Below are 14,460 nucleotides of genomic sequence, written 5' to 3'. Positions count from 1 at the left end.
AACTACACCCTGTTCCGTCCGTTCAACTGGATCGGCGCGGGGCTGGATTCGATCTTCGAATCGAAGGAAGGCTCGTCGCGCGTGGTGACGCAGTTCCTCGGCCATATCGTGCGCGGCGAGCCGATCAAGCTGGTCGACGGCGGCGCCCAGCAGCGCGCCTTTGCCGATATCGCCGACGGCATCGACGCGCTGATGCGCATCATCGAGAATCCTAACGGCGTGGCCAGCGGCAAGATCTACAACATCGGCAACCCGGGCAATATCCACTCGGTGCGCGAACTGGCCGAGATGATGCTGAAGATGGCAGCCGACTACCCGGAATACGCGCAGGAAGCGCGCAAGACGCAGATCATCGAGACCTCCTCGGGCGACTTCTACGGCAAGGGCTACCAGGACGTGCAGCACCGCGTGCCGAAGATCGACAACACCATCGAAGAGCTGGGCTGGAAGCCCGGGATCAGCATGGAAGCGGCGCTGCGCCGCATCTTCGAGGCGTACCGCGGCAAGGTGGTCGAGGCCCGCACGCTGGTCGATTCGGCCAACTGAGCGCGCAACGCAAATGGCACGCATTGCCCTGAAGGTCGACGTCGACACGCTGCGCGGCACGCGCGAAGGCGTGCCGAAGCTGCTGTCGATGCTGGCGGCTGCGCAGGCGCAGGCAACCTTCCTGTTCAGCCTCGGCCCCGACCATACCGGCTGGGCGCTGCGGCGCGTATTCCGGCCCGGCTTCCTGAAGAAGGTGTCGCGCACCTCGGTGGTGTCCAACTATGGCCTGCGCACGCTGATGTATGGCGTGCTGCTGCCGGGGCCGGACATCGGCCGCAAGGGGGCCGCCGAGATGCGCGCGGCGCGCGCTGCCGGCCATGAGTGCGGCATCCACACCTGGGACCACGTCTACTGGCAGGACAACGTGCGCGAGCGCGATGCTGCCTGGACGCGCCGGCAGATGCAGCAGGCGTTCGCGCGCTACACCGAGATCTTCGGCGAAGCGCCGGCCACGCACGGCGCAGCCGGCTGGCAGATGAACGAGGATGCATTCCGCCAGATCGATGACTGGGGCATGGCGTACGCGTCGGATGGACGCGGCACCGCGCCTTATGTTCCGACCATCGACGGCGTGCCCTGCCGGCACGTGCAGATGCCGACCACGCTGCCGACGCTGGATGAACTGATCGGCACCGACGACCTGACCGAAGACAACGTCCACACCGCGCTGCTGAAGCTGACCGAAGGCACGCGCGACCATGTCTTCACGCTGCATACCGAGCTGGAAGGCGGCAAGCTGGCGCCGGTGTTCGAACGGCTGCTGGCCGGATGGCGTGCGCAGGGGCACGAACTGGTGTCGATGGCGACGTGGTATCGCGGGCTGGATCGGCAGGGATTGCCGGAGTTGCCGGTAACGTGGGGAGAGATCCCGGGGCGCAGTGGGGAGTTGATCGTGCAGCCGCAGGGCTGATGAGTCATTTCGACTGCTGAATATCACAATTGCCGATTGCGCGCTCCCTCTCCCGCAAGCGGGAGAGGGAGCAAACAGAGTAGGTTTTCGTGGCGCAGTAGCCTAACTAGGCCCGCCGCTCCGCCCCCACCCGCAGCCCGTTGAACACCACCAGCAGGCTCGCTCCCATATCGGCGAACACCGCCATCCACATCGTCCCCATCCCCAGCACCGTCAGCACCAGGAACACGGCCTTGATGCCGAGCGCCAGCGCGATGTTCTGCGTGAGGATGCTTGAGGTGCGGCGCGACAGGCGCACAAAGGCCGGGATCTTGCGCAGGTCATCGTCCATCAGCGCCACGTCGGCGGTCTCGATTGCGGTGTCGGTGCCGGCTGCGCCCATGGCGAAGCCGATATCGGCACGCGCCAGCGCCGGTGCGTCGTTGATGCCGTCGCCCACCATGCCGATGCGGCCGCCGCGCGCGTGGGCGGCGCCGGCAAGCGCCGCGATGCCGTCGGCCTTGTCCTGCGGCAACTGGTTGCCGCGCGCCTCATCGATGCCGACCTGCGCCGCAATGGCTTGCGCCGTGTGTGGATTGTCGCCCGACAGCATCAGTGTCCTGACGCCCAGTTCATGCAGCTCGGCAATCGCCTGCCGGCTGGTGTCGCGCACGGTATCCGCCACCGCGAACAGCGCCAGCGCCGTGGCGGCGCCGTGGCCGTCGACGCGCGCCAGCAGCACCACGGTCTTGCCCTCGCGCTCCAGCGCTTCGAGCCGCGCCTCCAGCGCCGGCGAGCAGGCGCCCATCTCATGCACCAGGCGGTGGTTGCCCAGGCAGTACGCCACGCCCTGCACCTTGCCGCGCGTGCCGCGCCCCGCCAGCGCCTCGAAGTCGTCCACCGGCAGCGTGCCGATCCCGTCGGCCGCGGCCGCCGTGGCCACCGCGCGCGAGACCGGGTGGTCCGAGCGCGCCGCCAGGCTGGCGGCAATGGCGTGCGCCTGCGGCGCGTCCTCGGCCAGCAGCGCATGGTTGGTCTGCGCGGGCTTGCCGTGCGTGATCGTGCCGGTCTTGTCCAGCGCCACCCAGGCCAGGTGCCGGCCCTGCTCCAGGTACACCCCGCCCTTGACCAGGATGCCGCGGCGCGCGGCCGCGGCCAGCCCGCTGACGATGGTCACCGGCGTGGAGATCACCAGCGCGCAGGGGCAGGCGATCACCAGCAGCACCAGCGCCTTGTAGATCCAGTCGACCCAGGCGCCGCCCATGGCCAGCGGCGGCACCACCGCGACCGCCAGCGCAATCGCGAACACCGTGGGCGTGTAGATGCGCGCGAACTGGTCGACAAAGCGCTGCGTGGGCGCTCGGCTGCCCTGCGCTGCCTCCACCGCGTGGATGATGCGGGCCAGCGTGGAATCGCTAGCGGGCGCCGTCACGGTGTACTCCAGCTCGCCGGACTGGTTGATCGAGCCGGCGAACAGCGCATCGCCCTCGGCCTTGTCGACCGGCACGCTTTCGCCGGTGATGGGCGCCTGGTCCAGCGCCGACTGGCCGCGCACGACCTTGCCGTCGAGCGCGACGCGCTCGCCCGGCCGCAGCCGCACCAGCGCGCCCACGGCGACGCCGGCGGCAGGCACGGTCTCCCAGCTGCCATCGGCGCGCTGCACCGTGGCCTGTTCCGGCGCCATCGCCATCAAGCCGCGGATCGCATTGCGCGCCCGGTCCAGCGAGGCCGCCTCGATGCGCTCGGCCAGTGCGAACAGCACCATCACCATGGCCGCTTCCGGCCACTGGCGCAACAGCAGTGCGCCGGTGACGGCAATGCTCATCAGCGCATTGATGTTCAGGTTGCCATTGCGCAGCGCGATCCAGCCCTTGCGGTAGGTGGTCAGCCCGCCCAGCGCCACCGCCGCCAGCGCCAGCACGGCGGGCAGCCACGGCAAGCCCAGGCCCAGCCACTCCGCAGCTTCGGCACCCAAGGCGGCCACGCCGGCCAGCGCCAGCGGCCACCAGGGCTTGCTTGCCGTGGTTTGCGGCAAGACTTGCTGCGCGGCCTCGGTGCTCAGCGGCACCGGCTGCATGCCCAGGCTCTCGATCGCCCTGGCCACCGGCTCCGCCGACGGCAAGGTGTGATGCACCGTCAGCACCCGCTGGATCAGGTTGAACTCCAGCGCCGCCACGCCGGCCATGCCGCCCAGCTTGTTGCGGATCAGCGTTTCCTCGGTCGGGCAGTCCATCGCGTCGATGCGCCACGCAGCGGTCTGCGCGCCGGCGGGGATGTCGACCGGTGCGGCGGGCGTCAGCGCAACCGTGGACGAGCAGCCGCCGCCGCAGCAGGCGGAAGCCGCCGGTGCCTGCCGGGCCTCGGCATGGCCATGCCCATGATGGTCATGATCGTGGTCGTGGTGATGGTCGTGATCATGCCCGCCATGCCGGTGGGCGGCGCCATCATGCGCGTGGGCAGCGTGATCTTGAGGGAGTGCGTCCTCAGGTGACGTGCGAGCCATATCTTGTTGTTCCCGCTGGTTTAACCTGATGACATTGAAGACCCTGTAGCGACTACAGAGTCAAGCGGCATGGCAGCGACTGCGCACCATGCCGCAGCGGCACGTCAGTGCTCGCAGTTGACCATCCAGGACATGCCGAAGCGGTCCACCAGCATGCCGAAGCCTTCGGCCCAGAAGGTCTTCTGGTACGGCACCACCACCTGGCCGCCTTCGCTCAGGCCGTCGAAGATGCGCTGGCCCTCGTCCTTGCTGACCGCCCCCACCGACAGGCTGAAGCCGCTGAACGCCGGGCGCTCGCCGCGCCGGCCGTCGGACGCCATCACCTGGTTCTCGCCGAACTGGATATTGGCGTGCATCACCTTGTCCTTCCAGTCATCGGGAACCTCCATGCCTGGGCTCGGCGGGGCATCCTTGTAGCGCATCGCGAACGTGACCTGCGCGCCCAGCACCTTGCCGTAGAAGGCCACGGCCTCGTCGAAACGGCCGCCAAAATCCAGATAGGGTTGCACCTGCATATCGCTCTCCTTGTGAATGGTCGATCGGGCTGCATGGCATTGGCTGTTCGCCCGCGCGCCATTATGCGCGCGTGCCGGCCCGGTGCAAGCGCCCGGCCGGATTCAGGAGACCGCGGCGGGGGCCGGCGCGGGCGGCGCGGCAGTGGCCAATGCCTCGGCGGGAAATTGCAGCGAGAACATCGTTTCGCCTTCAACGCTGCGCACCGTCACACTGCCGCCATGCAGCCGCATGATGGTGTCGACGATGGCCAGCCCCAGCCCGGTCGACGCCGCCGAGTTGCGGCGCGACGGATCGGCCCGGTAGAAGCGCCCGAAGATATGCGGCAGGGTCTCGGGCGGGATCGCCGGCCCGGCATTGGTCACGCGGATGCAGGTGGTGCCGCTGGCCGGGACCGGGGCGCGCTCCACGTCGAGCCGCACCGTGCTGCCGGCCGGCGCATGGCGCAGCGCATTGTCGAGCAGGTTGGTGACCGCGCGGCGCAGCAGCGTCTGGTCGGCCTGCACCATTGCCGTACCGGTCACCGTCAGCGCGACCTCGCGGTCGGCGGCCACGGCCTCGAAGTACTCGGCCATCTTGTCCAGTTCTTCGCGCGCGTCCAGCGTGCGGATGCCCAGCGCCACCTGCGCATGGTCGGCGCGCGCCAGGAACAGCATGTTCTCGATCATGCGCGCCAGGCGCTCGTACTCTTCCAGGTTGGATTCGAGCAGCGCCTCATACTCGGCCACGCCGCGGCTCTGCGCCAGCGTGACCTGGGTCTGGCCGATCAGGTTGCTGATCGGCGTGCGGAAATCATGCGCCAGGTCCGCCGAGAACTCGGACAGCCGCGAGAAACTGTCCTGCAGCCGCGCCAGCATGTCGTTGAGGGCCGCCGCCAGCTCGCGCAGCTCGGCCGGCGCGCTGCCCACGTCAAGCCGCGTGGCAAGGCGGCTGGTGGTGACCGCGGCGGCATCGGCGGCCATGCGCCGCAGCGGCCGCAGCCCGCGCCGCGCCAGCACGAAGCCCAGCCCCGCCGCCACGGCAGCGCCGCACAGCGTGGCCCACAGCACCTGGTGGCGGTAGTCGCGGATCAGCGCCACGCGGTGGCCGGCATCGCGCAGCACCACGATCTCCACGGCCTTGTCCGAATCCCCCAGCTGGCCCAACGCCGCAATGCCGCGCGAGGGCACGCCGTTCTTGGGGTACCAGGTCTGCAACATGCTTTTCTCTGGCTGCGTGGTGGCGGGCAGCACGCGCAGCGGCGGCACCGATTCATTGCGCGGATTGAGCGTGACCAGCGGCTCGCCCTGGCGTGAGCGCACCACCAGGATCAGCCCCTCGTGGCCCATCGCAATATCGGCAAAGCGGTGGGTGTCGGCGCGGATCTCGGCCTCGCTGCGCACCTCGCGCAGCAGGTGGCGCACCAGCAGCACCTCGCCGACCAGCTCGCTTTCATCGCGCCCCTCCAGCTGCGCCGACAGCGCCCCGGACAGGTAGGCCGCCACACTGGCGAGAATCACGGCCGTGGCCAGCCCGTACGCCAGCGCCAGCCGCGTGGTCAGCGAAGACGGCAGCCGCATCATGCGTCCTGGTCCCGGTCCTCGCTGTCGTCCAGCACGTAGCCCATGCCGCGCCGCGTGTGGATCAGCTTGCGCGGGAAGGGATCGTCCACCTTGGCGCGCAGGCGCCGGATCGAGACATCGACCACATTGGTATTGCTGTCGAAATTGACGTCCCACACCTGCGAGGCGATCAGCGAGCGCGACAGCACCTCGCCGCGCCGGCGCGCCAGCAGGTAGAGCAGTGCGAACTCCTTGGAGGTCAGGTCGATCTTCTGGCCGGCGCGCACCACGCGGCGGCGGATGGCGTCGATCTGCAGGTCGGCCACTTCGATGAACTCGCTCTCACGCAGCGGGCCGCGCCGCAGGATGGTGCGGATGCGCAGCACCAGCTCGGCAAAGGCAAAGGGCTTGACCATATAGTCGTCGGCGCCGAGCTCCAGCCCCTTGAGGCGGTCGGACAGCTCGTCGCGCGCGGTCAGGAACAGCACCGGGGTATCGCGCTCGCGGCGCAGCTCGCGCAGCACCTGCCAGCCATCCAGGCCGGGCAGCATCACGTCCAGCACGATCAGGTCATAGGGATGCTCGCGCGCATGGGCCAGGCCGTCCGCGCCGTCGCGCGCCAGGTCCACCACGAAGCCGGATTCGGTCAGGCCCTTGTGCAGGTAGTCGCCCGCCTTGGGTTCGTCCTCGACAATCAGGATACGCATGATTCGATCACTTTCCGGGCGGCACCAGCGCCGCAATGGCGTAACGCTAGCCGAGGATGAGCGCCAATGGGCAAAGATTTCACAAATGTCATCGCCATGCCAGGGCAATGCAGGCGAAAACCCCGGTAAAATGCGCGATCCCCCCCGGCGTGATGCCGGTTTGCGCCACCCTTGCCCCATTCTGCCCCCCCCCGATGAAACGCCTGCCGAATTGCCTGCTGCTGTCCCTCGCCATGCTTGCGCTGCCCGCCTCCGGTGCCGCGGCGGCAACGGCCACGGTATGCAGCGCGGTACAGGCAGCCGGGCTGTCGCTGCCGGAACGGCATGCGGCCGCAAAAATGGAGGCGGAAGCGGCGCTGGACGGCACCGGCCCGGGCACCTGCCGCGGCAGCGCGGTCCAGGTGATGGCCGAGCCTTCCGGCAGCGGCCATCCGCTGCAGCTGCACGATGCCGATGCGCCGCAGGCGACCGACCACGGCGCCACGCCGCTGGAGACGCAGCCATCGGCCGCGTCCGGCGTGCTGCGCGAACTGCCTGCGGAGGTGCTGGTGCATTGGGCGCACGCGGCGCCAATGGCCACGCCGGCGGTGTTCACCGGCACCCAGCCGCTGGAACGCCTGCTGCCCGCACGCTGCTGAGCGCGTCGTAGCGGGCACAGCGCCCGCATCGCTTCCCTTCTGTTTTGCGGAATACCCCTGGCGCCGGCAAGGCGCGGCGGATTGTCGCGCCTGCGCGTCTTATTCGACGCGGAAGAATTCGATCGACTGCCCGGCGTTCACGGCCCGTTGCAGCCAGTCCGGATACTCGCCCTGCCCGTCCCAGCTCTGGCCGAGCGCATTGCGGTATAGCGGGCGCGCAGCGGCGGCCTTGGGCGCGGCCTGCGGGACAAGCTGGGCCACGGCTGGCGCGGCGTCAGGCGCCGGCTCAGGCCCGGCGTCGATGGCAACATGATCAAAGCACCCGGCGGCGACAAGATCGTCGAACGTCAGGGCATGACGGTCCATTTGCTCGCGGATCCACGCCACCGCAGCGAGTTTGGCTGAATCAGACTCGGACATGACTCTCGTGAGAGGCCCGCTGCATTTCCGCGGGCAATGAAAAACCGGCGATGGAACCGCAGGCCGGTCGGATAGCCGTGATTCTACAGCCTTTGCAGGCGCTGCTGCGTTTCCGTCGTGGGCGCGCGGCCAATTGCCGTGCGCTTGCCGCGCTCGTCCGCTGCCGAGTGACAGCAATGTCATGTGCCGGTCATGCTCGTGTGGGCACGCGCTGCCTAGACTTGCTTCACCGCCGCCCATTTCGGGCCGGCACCCTTACGGAGAAGCGACTCATGCAAGCACTCAGGCAAGTCTTTGTGGCCACCGCCCTTATTGCAGCCGTGGTCGGCACTGCGCAGGCTGCACCGCGCAACGTCGATCCGTTCAGCGACGGGGCGCACAGCGCCACCGGCACCCGCAGCCCGTTCAGCGACGGCGCCCGCAGCCTCATCGACCGCAGCGCGTTCACGGACGGTGCGAACGCCGCAACGGGCCCGCGCAGCACCTTTACCGACGGCGCGCACAACCCCAACGGCCCGCGCGACAGCTTCAGCGACGGCGCGTGACGGTAGCCGGCCGGGTAGCGCCTCAGCGCACCTCGCCGTAGATGCGGCGCGCATCGGCGGCGTCGGCAATCGGCCGGCCCAGCGTCAGGCCGCCTTGCACCGCCTGCGCCACCAGCGCATGGTTGCCGGGTGCGCGGCTGCCGTCGCGCAGCAGCAGGTTGTTCTCGAATCCCACCCGCACATGGCCGCCAAAGGCGGCGGCCGCCGTCACGCAGGCATTCTCTTCGCGGCCGAAGGCGCAGATCGCCCACGGCAACGCGTCGCCGGACTCGCCCGCGGCCTGCAGGAACGGCAGCAGGTCGTGCGGCGACGACACCTGCCCGGCGGCATAGCGTCCCAGCACGTACAGCACCGACCATGCGCCCGGCGGCACCATGCCGCGCTCGCGCATCGACTGCCAGCGCCGCACATCGGCCACGTCATACAGGATCACCTGCGTCATCACGCGCTCACGCGCCAGCCAGGCGAAGAACGCCGCCAGTTCGCTGTCCGGGATGTCCGGCACGGCGACTTCGCGCAGGCCCACTGAAACGGCTTCGGGCCGCAGCTCACGCACCATCGCCATCTGCTCCGCGGCCTGGTAGACGCCCGCGGCCTCGCTCGTCACCTGCACCAGCAACGCTTCGCCCACGGCCTGCTTCACCGCGGCCAGCGCGTCGCGGTAGGCCTGCACGTCGAGCGAGTGGCGGCCCTCGGCATCGCGCACATGCATGTGCATCATGGCCGCGCCGGCATCCAGGCAGGCGCGCGCTTCAGCGGCCAGTGCCGCGGCGGTCAACGGCACCGCCGGATGGTCGCTGGCGCGCTTGTAGGCGCCGTTGGGCGCCACGGTGACGATCAGCGGCGCATCGGCCAGCGGCACGCGGGCCGCGGCTACGGGGGCTTGGGAAGGGCTCTGGGTCATGGCTCGATCTCGGGCAGTTCAGGCGCGATCAGCGCCAGGCCGGCGCGCAGCAGGCTGTCATAGCGTGCGCGCTCGGCGGCAATGGTTTCGGGGGTCCACTGGTAGAAGCCTTCGCCGCGCTTCATGCCGTGGCGGCCGTCGGCGGCGCGCTCGGACAGGCAGCGCGCCGGATGGTCGTCGTTGCAGAAGGTCGGGTACATGGTGGCGCCGGCGGCCGCGTGCACGTCGATGCCCGCGTGGTCACGCTGCAGCACCGGCCCGGCCGCGAGGAAGCGAAAGCCAAAGCCGAAGCGCACCGCCGCATCGACATCCTCGGGCGAGGCAATGCCGCGGTCGATCAGGCTGAAGGCCTCGCGCGACAGCGCATGCTGCAGCCGGTTGGCAAGAAAGCCCGGCAGGTCCTTGCGCACCTTGACCGGCACCATCGCGCAGCGGCGCACGAAGGCGATCAGAGCGTCGGCACAGGCCTCGTCGCTGTCATCGCCCATCACCACTTCTACCAGCGGCACCAGGTGCGCCGGCATGAAGAAGTGCAGGCCGAGCATGCGTGCACGCGAGTCGAGTCCGGCGCCGATGGCGCTGATCGGGAAGCTGGAGCTGTTGCTGGCCAGCACCGTATCGGGCCGCGCGCGCCGCACCAGCTCGGCAAAGAGCGCCTGCTTCAGGGCCAGCTGTTCCGGGATGCACTCGATCACCAGGTCCACGGTGGACCAGTCCACCGTATCCAGCGCCGCTGCCACCGCCAGGCGCTCCGCGCCTTGTTCACGGCCGATCGCGGCCAGGTTGCCGCGCACGCGCCCGGGCAGCGCGCCGGCGCGACCCGGATCGGGCTCGACCACGGTGGTGCGGCACAGCGCGCGGGTCAGCACCACGGCAACATCGGCGCCCATGGTGCCGCCTCCCACCACCACCGCATGCGCGGCGCCGGGGCGGCTCAGGATGACCGGGGCGGTCGTGTTCGGCATAGGTTCTCCCAGGGGGGGGATGCGACGTGACGTGCACTCGCCATCGCGTCAACTCCTGATGGCGGGGCATCGAATCCCGGCAGTGTAGAGAACTTGCTTTGATTGAAGAAGTCGATTCTATGGATAGAATGATTCACAAATCAGATCAATCGTGTGATTCGGCCGGCGGACGCCGCCGGCCCGCTGCCGCAGATGAAAATCAACCTGTCGATGCGCGACATCGAAACCACGCTGGTGCTTGGCCGCACGCTCAACTTCCGCCAGGCCGCCAGCCAGTTGCACGTGTCGCAATCCGCCCTGTCCACGCAGATCGTGCGCATCGAGGAATCCCTCGGCGTGCGCCTGTTCGACCGCACCACCCGCAACGTGCGCCTGACCGCGGCCGGCCAGGTCTTCATGCAGCAGGCCGCGCTGCTGCAGGCGGCGTTCCGCGGCGCCATCGACGCCGTGACCGGCATTGCCAGCGCCGAGCGCGGCCAGGTGGCGGTGGCGGCCCTGCCCTCGCTGGCGGCGCGCATGCTGCCGCGCGTGCTGATGGCCTATCACCAGGCGCGCCCGGAGGTGGCGCTGAAGGTGTTCGATACCCTCTCGGGCCCGGCGTTCGACCTGGTGCGCGCCGGCGACGTGGATTTCGCGCTGACGGCGGCCGACCCGCAACAGGCTGACCTGCAATATGAGCCGCTGCTGTCGGACCGCTTCGTGCTGCTGATCCCGTCGGCGCACCCGCTCGCGCGCAGCCCCGGGCCGCTGCGCTGGGCCGATACCGCCAGCGCGCCGCATGTGTCGATGACGCACCCAAGCAGCGTGCGCCAGTACGCGGAATGGGCCTTCCTGCAGAACCGCATCCGCTTCCAGCCGGTGTTCGAGGCCGAGCGCCTGGCCACCATCGCGGCCATGGTCGAATGCGGCTTCGGCGTGGCCGCGCTGCCAGAGATCGCGGCTGGCACGGTGCGCCAGCCCGGCATTGTCGAGCGCCTGCTGACCGCGCCGGTGACCGAGCGCTCGATCGGGCTGGTGACCTCGCGCAACCGCAGCCTGTCGCCGGCGGCTGCCGAACTGGCGGCGGCGGTGCGCGCGCAGCTGGCGAGTCCGCCCGTCCAGGATACGGTGGACACGACGGCCCGGTGAACTAGTAGAAGGGCGGGCCCGGCACGGCGCCAGGCCCGCAACCCTCAGGAGGGATCCTTGGTACGGGTTCGCGAGACCGCCGCCATGATGCCGATGCCAAGCACGATCAGGCAGGCAATACCGATATAGACGGGCGCGAGGCCAGCCGTTTCCATGCCCCAGGCAACGCCGGCAACCAGGACCAACAGGCCGATAATGTATAGTGCGAATGACATGAGTCGGCTCCTTGCGGTGGTGCAACCTGGCTTCAATGTAGGCAGCGCGCGAGGCGCAAGGGATAGGACAAGGGCGGAAGCTGGCGTAGGCGGGTTCTGACCTTGTGGTGTTGTGCGCGGCGGACAGCTCCGGCGGCAAAGCCTCTCCGGGGCTCACTCCTCCACCTGCGCCGGCATCTCTGCCAGCCGCTGCACCGATGCCCGCAGACCCTCCAGGATCGTGTCCGCCACCTTCTGCGGAAAACCCGCGGGCAGTGCTGCGCCGACTTCGGCGATCACCGCCGGGGTCCGCGCGATGATGCGCCCGATCAGCGCCTCGGCATCGGCACCCAGAAAACAGCGCGGTGCCATCGCATTGAAATGGCGGCGCTGGATATCGCGCAGGCCGTAGTGCCGGCTGCGGCCTGCGACCGCCATGGCCAGCTTGGCCTTGTGCCAGGAGAACTGGTTGGCGCCCTGGCCCACCACCGGCCAGATCGACATCACGTCGTACAGCGGCGTCATGCGGTAGCGCCCGCCGGCCAGCAGGCGGATGCTGAAGTTCTTGGCGTGCCCGTCCGGTGCCGCCAGCAGCCAGAACAGCAACTGCGCCGCCAGCAGCGTCTGTAGATCATCGGCCTGGGCCACTGAGTTGCGCAGCACCGTTGCAATCTCGATCATGCCGGGCCCGCCATCGGCCTCGTATTTCTGCAGCGGGCTGAGGCCGAACACCTGGCAGAAATCTTCCTGCAGCAGTCGCAGCAGCCAATTGCCCGACGGATGGGGCTGGCGGTCGAAACGCGTGACGCTCAGCACCTTGCGGCGGCCGAACGTCAGCATCTCGCAATCGGCCACGGGCAAGCCATAGGCGGCAAGGATCTTCAGGCACAGCCATTCGTTTTCCACCGACGTGCTCAGGTCGGCCCTGCGGTTGCCCACCAGGCCCAGTGGCAGCTTGAAAATATGTGTGGTCGGGGTGGCGCCATGCGGCCGCAGCCATTGGCCGTCATGGCGCAGCAGCGCAGTCTTCTCCTGCGCGCCGGCGATGGAGATGCGGAAGTCGTCGTCGTGCTCATGCCGCCCAAGCGCGGGGGTGGCGACGATATCCTCCAGCCAGCGCTCGATCTGCTCGTCCGATAGCGGTTCGCCTTCGATCCGGTCGATTCCCGCAGGCGCTTCGTCTTCGCCCAGGATCTGCACCGCCCCCACGCAATCGCGGCCGATGGCGGCGAGCAGCTCGAAGGCTTCTACCGAGCCGGTCTGGAAGCGCAGCGCCAACCGGCGCCGGATGGCCTCGCTGTCCGGCAACAGGTTGTCGAAGTAGTTGCGCACGGCATCGCCACGCAGCACGCGCCGGTTGCCCAGGCCATACCCGAGCGACAGAGACAGGGGCCGCCCGGCGTCAGAGCGGATCCAGTCCTCGCCGTATTCCAGTTCCGTCCTGGTACCGGACGGCTTGCGCCAGGTGCCCACGCGCTGCCCGTTGGCCCAGACCGACAGCGCCGGCGTACGTGACCTGCGTGCGGCCATGATTACCACGCCACCTCGGACACCTCGGCGGCTCCCGTGGCCCGGTCCTGAACCACCAACTCCAGCCCGAGCGCGCCAACCAGCGCCAGCAACTGGTCGACGCTGATGGTGTCGGGATTCAGTTCCATGTGCGACATCCGGCTCTGGCTGATATTCAGCCGCGCGGCGGCCTCGGTCTGGTTCAGGCCGGCCGCCTTGCGCCCTGCCTGCAGGATCTGGCCAAGCTGCCAGGGAGTGGAGACGATTTGCTTCATCGCGCCGATGGAATACCAATATGATAGGTATTTCTATTTTAGCGACAACATGGGTATTTTTCAAATACCCATTTCATAGGTATTTTTATTTTAACCATGTCATGACTATTTGTGCCCGAAGCGGCATTCTGTAACGCAGCATCGTGCCGGGCTCTGTATCTGTCCCCAGTCCCGGCGCCCCCGTATACTCTGGGGCCGGAGGCGGCCCAGCCGTCCCGCCGGCGCAGGACCCTGGCGTGGCACACGCAAACGGGGCCGCGCCTCACCGATCCCAAACACATACAAGCAACGGAGCAGCAGCATGCGTGTCGCATTTCTCGGACTGGGCGTCATGGGTTTCCACATGGCCGGCCACCTCGCCACCAAAGGCCACGAGGTCACCGTGTACAACCGCACCGCCGCCAAGGCGCAGGCCTGGGTCGGGAAGTTCGGCGGCAAAGCGGCGCCCACGCCGGCACAGGCCGTGCGCGATGCGCAGGTGGTCTGCTCCTGCGTGGGCAATGACGACGACCTGCGCGCGGTGCTGACCGGGCAAGACGGCGCCTTCTTCAGCGCGCCCAGCGGCTGCATCTTCGTGGACCACACCACCGCCAGCGCCAACGTGGCGCGCGAACTCCACGTTGCCGCGCGCGAGCACGGCCTGCACTTTGTCGACGGCCCGGTCTCCGGCGGCGAAGTCGGCGCGGAGAAAGGCATCCTGACCATCATGTGTGGCGGCGATGCCGACGCCTATGCGCGCGCCGAACCGGTCATTGCCGCCTACGCACGCGCCGTCACGCGCATCGGCGAATCCGGCGCCGGGCAACTGGCCAAGATGGTCAACCAGATCAGCATCGCCGGGCTGATCCAGGGCCTGTCCGAGGCCATCGCCTTTGGCGAGCGCGCCGGGCTGGACATGCGCCTGGTGCTGGACGTCATCAGCAAGGGCGCGGCCGGCTCATGGCAGCTCGAGAACCGCGGCCCCACCATGATCGACAACAAGTTCGACTTCGGCTTCGCGGTGGACTGGATGCGCAAGGACCTGGGCCTGTGCCTGGATGAGGCGCGCCACAACGGTGCTGGCCTGCCGGTGACGGCGCTGGTCGACCAGTTCTATGCCGACCTCCAGCAGATGGGCTGCGGCCGCGCCGACACTTCTTCGCTGATCAAGCGCCTGCGCCAGCACGCCGGCGACGCCTGACGC

General features: G+C 68.8%; 16 protein-coding genes. 6 read left to right on the top strand and 10 right to left on the bottom strand.

What is annotated here, in order from left to right; genetic code table 11:
* A partial coding sequence (locus AC3WVS_RS16975) for a bifunctional UDP-4-keto-pentose/UDP-xylose synthase (RefSeq protein ID WP_492319607.1) occupies window positions 1-546 on the top strand: 546 nt, incomplete at its 5' end.
* A 13-nt stretch (window positions 547-559) separates the two neighbouring features.
* A complete protein-coding gene (locus tag AC3WVS_RS16970) occupies window positions 560-1,456 on the top strand; it encodes a polysaccharide deacetylase family protein (protein WP_492319606.1) in 897 nt (298 codons plus the stop codon).
* A gap of 106 nt (window positions 1,457-1,562) precedes the next feature.
* On the opposite strand, the gene AC3WVS_RS16965 is transcribed toward AC3WVS_RS16970, so the two are convergent.
* The 4 genes from AC3WVS_RS16965 to AC3WVS_RS16950 all read right to left on the bottom strand — a co-directional run bounded on the left by AC3WVS_RS16965 (window position 1,563) and on the right by AC3WVS_RS16950 (window position 6,699).
* Window positions 1,563-3,938: a heavy metal translocating P-type ATPase gene (locus AC3WVS_RS16965; RefSeq protein ID WP_492319605.1), complete on the bottom strand. Its 2,376-nt coding sequence runs from the start codon at window positions 3,936-3,938 to the stop codon at window positions 1,563-1,565.
* A gap of 104 nt (window positions 3,939-4,042) precedes the next feature.
* Complete coding sequence (locus tag AC3WVS_RS16960; RefSeq protein WP_013953282.1) at window positions 4,043-4,453, bottom strand: VOC family protein; 411 nt, start codon at window positions 4,451-4,453, stop codon at window positions 4,043-4,045.
* 102 nt (window positions 4,454-4,555) lie between these two features.
* On the bottom strand, window positions 4,556-6,013 hold the full coding sequence (locus tag AC3WVS_RS16955; protein ID WP_492319604.1) for a heavy metal sensor histidine kinase: 1,458 nt from the start codon (window positions 6,011-6,013) through the stop codon (window positions 4,556-4,558).
* Complete coding sequence (locus AC3WVS_RS16950; protein WP_035826418.1) at window positions 6,010-6,699, bottom strand: heavy metal response regulator transcription factor; 690 nt, start codon at window positions 6,697-6,699, stop codon at window positions 6,010-6,012. The genes AC3WVS_RS16955 and AC3WVS_RS16950 overlap by 4 nt, the downstream gene beginning before the upstream one ends.
* A gap of 194 nt (window positions 6,700-6,893) precedes the next feature.
* Here AC3WVS_RS16950 and AC3WVS_RS16945 point away from each other — a divergent pair, with 194 nt between their 5' ends.
* Window positions 6,894-7,337 carry a hypothetical protein gene (locus AC3WVS_RS16945; RefSeq protein ID WP_492319603.1) on the top strand — a complete coding sequence of 148 codons (444 nt, stop codon included), beginning with the start codon at window positions 6,894-6,896 and terminating at the stop codon, window positions 7,335-7,337.
* 99 nt (window positions 7,338-7,436) lie between these two features.
* Here the strand turns inward: AC3WVS_RS16945 and AC3WVS_RS16940 are convergent, their stop codons facing one another.
* The gene (locus AC3WVS_RS16940; protein ID WP_492319602.1) at window positions 7,437-7,757 is read right to left on the bottom strand and encodes an H-NS family nucleoid-associated regulatory protein; all 321 of its coding nucleotides are present in this window, start codon (window positions 7,755-7,757) and stop codon (window positions 7,437-7,439) included.
* A 272-nt stretch (window positions 7,758-8,029) separates the two neighbouring features.
* Here AC3WVS_RS16940 and AC3WVS_RS16935 point away from each other — a divergent pair, with 272 nt between their 5' ends.
* On the top strand, window positions 8,030-8,302 hold the full coding sequence (locus AC3WVS_RS16935; RefSeq protein WP_492319601.1) for a hydroxyquinol 1,2-dioxygenase: 273 nt from the start codon (window positions 8,030-8,032) through the stop codon (window positions 8,300-8,302).
* Window positions 8,303-8,324: 22 nt separating this feature from the next.
* On the opposite strand, the gene AC3WVS_RS16930 is transcribed toward AC3WVS_RS16935, so the two are convergent.
* Together AC3WVS_RS16930 and AC3WVS_RS16925 are read right to left on the bottom strand one after the other, a co-directional pair.
* A complete protein-coding gene (locus AC3WVS_RS16930) occupies window positions 8,325-9,206 on the bottom strand; it encodes a beta-keto acid cleavage family enzyme (RefSeq protein WP_492319600.1) in 882 nt (293 codons plus the stop codon).
* Window positions 9,203-10,171: a 3-hydroxyacyl-CoA dehydrogenase family protein gene (locus AC3WVS_RS16925; protein WP_492319599.1), complete on the bottom strand. Its 969-nt coding sequence runs from the start codon at window positions 10,169-10,171 to the stop codon at window positions 9,203-9,205. The genes AC3WVS_RS16930 and AC3WVS_RS16925 overlap by 4 nt, the downstream gene beginning before the upstream one ends.
* Before the next feature lie 192 nt (window positions 10,172-10,363).
* Here AC3WVS_RS16925 and AC3WVS_RS16920 point away from each other — a divergent pair, with 192 nt between their 5' ends.
* The gene (locus AC3WVS_RS16920; protein WP_492319598.1) at window positions 10,364-11,299 is read left to right on the top strand and encodes a LysR family transcriptional regulator; all 936 of its coding nucleotides are present in this window, start codon (window positions 10,364-10,366) and stop codon (window positions 11,297-11,299) included.
* A gap of 44 nt (window positions 11,300-11,343) precedes the next feature.
* On the opposite strand, the gene AC3WVS_RS16915 is transcribed toward AC3WVS_RS16920, so the two are convergent.
* The 3 genes from AC3WVS_RS16915 to AC3WVS_RS16905 form a co-directional block, all read right to left on the bottom strand.
* Complete coding sequence (locus AC3WVS_RS16915) at window positions 11,344-11,514, bottom strand: hypothetical protein (RefSeq protein WP_010810157.1); 171 nt, start codon at window positions 11,512-11,514, stop codon at window positions 11,344-11,346.
* Window positions 11,515-11,667: 153 nt separating this feature from the next.
* Complete coding sequence (locus tag AC3WVS_RS16910) at window positions 11,668-13,023, bottom strand: type II toxin-antitoxin system HipA family toxin (protein ID WP_492319597.1); 1,356 nt, start codon at window positions 13,021-13,023, stop codon at window positions 11,668-11,670.
* Between the two features lie 2 nt (window positions 13,024-13,025).
* Window positions 13,026-13,277 carry a helix-turn-helix domain-containing protein gene (locus AC3WVS_RS16905; protein WP_492319596.1) on the bottom strand — a complete coding sequence of 84 codons (252 nt, stop codon included), beginning with the start codon at window positions 13,275-13,277 and terminating at the stop codon, window positions 13,026-13,028.
* Window positions 13,278-13,578: 301 nt separating this feature from the next.
* Here AC3WVS_RS16905 and AC3WVS_RS16900 point away from each other — a divergent pair, with 301 nt between their 5' ends.
* Window positions 13,579-14,457, top strand: a complete 879-nt coding sequence (locus tag AC3WVS_RS16900) for an NAD(P)-dependent oxidoreductase (RefSeq protein ID WP_492319595.1) — start codon at window positions 13,579-13,581, stop codon at window positions 14,455-14,457.
* Window positions 14,458-14,460: the final 3 nt, after the last annotated feature.

It is taken from the genome of Cupriavidus sp. CPT47-8839-RL05A, from assembly GCF_058792255.1.
The sequence above is the reverse complement of the archived record's forward strand: the minus strand, read 5'-3'. Positions and strand labels throughout refer to the sequence as shown.

Bases quoted from the DNA above. Each gene is read 5' to 3' on its own strand.
- AC3WVS_RS16915 (WP_010810157.1), bottom strand. From the start codon at position 11,514: ATGTCATTCGCACTATACATTATCGGCCTGTTGGTCCTGGTTGCCGGC.
- AC3WVS_RS16955 (WP_492319604.1), bottom strand. From the start codon at position 6,013: ATGATGCGGCTGCCGTCTTCGCTGACCACGCGGCTGGCGCTGGCGTAC.
- AC3WVS_RS16920 (WP_492319598.1), top strand. From the start codon at position 10,364: ATGAAAATCAACCTGTCGATGCGCGACATCGAAACCACGCTGGTGCTT.
- AC3WVS_RS16935 (WP_492319601.1), top strand. From the start codon at position 8,030: ATGCAAGCACTCAGGCAAGTCTTTGTGGCCACCGCCCTTATTGCAGCC.
- AC3WVS_RS16910 (WP_492319597.1), bottom strand. From the start codon at position 13,023: ATGGCCGCACGCAGGTCACGTACGCCGGCGCTGTCGGTCTGGGCCAAC.
- AC3WVS_RS16930 (WP_492319600.1), bottom strand. From the start codon at position 9,206: ATGACCCAGAGCCCTTCCCAAGCCCCCGTAGCCGCGGCCCGCGTGCCG.
- AC3WVS_RS16950 (WP_035826418.1), bottom strand. From the start codon at position 6,699: ATGCGTATCCTGATTGTCGAGGACGAACCCAAGGCGGGCGACTACCTG.
- AC3WVS_RS16960 (WP_013953282.1), bottom strand. From the start codon at position 4,453: ATGCAGGTGCAACCCTATCTGGATTTTGGCGGCCGTTTCGACGAGGCC.
- AC3WVS_RS16940 (WP_492319602.1), bottom strand. From the start codon at position 7,757: ATGTCCGAGTCTGATTCAGCCAAACTCGCTGCGGTGGCGTGGATCCGC.
- AC3WVS_RS16905 (WP_492319596.1), bottom strand. From the start codon at position 13,277: ATGAAGCAAATCGTCTCCACTCCCTGGCAGCTTGGCCAGATCCTGCAG.
- AC3WVS_RS16900 (WP_492319595.1), top strand. From the start codon at position 13,579: ATGCGTGTCGCATTTCTCGGACTGGGCGTCATGGGTTTCCACATGGCC.
- AC3WVS_RS16925 (WP_492319599.1), bottom strand. From the start codon at position 10,171: ATGCCGAACACGACCGCCCCGGTCATCCTGAGCCGCCCCGGCGCCGCG.
- AC3WVS_RS16945 (WP_492319603.1), top strand. From the start codon at position 6,894: ATGAAACGCCTGCCGAATTGCCTGCTGCTGTCCCTCGCCATGCTTGCG.
- AC3WVS_RS16965 (WP_492319605.1), bottom strand. From the start codon at position 3,938: ATGGCTCGCACGTCACCTGAGGACGCACTCCCTCAAGATCACGCTGCC.
- AC3WVS_RS16970 (WP_492319606.1), top strand. From the start codon at position 560: ATGGCACGCATTGCCCTGAAGGTCGACGTCGACACGCTGCGCGGCACG.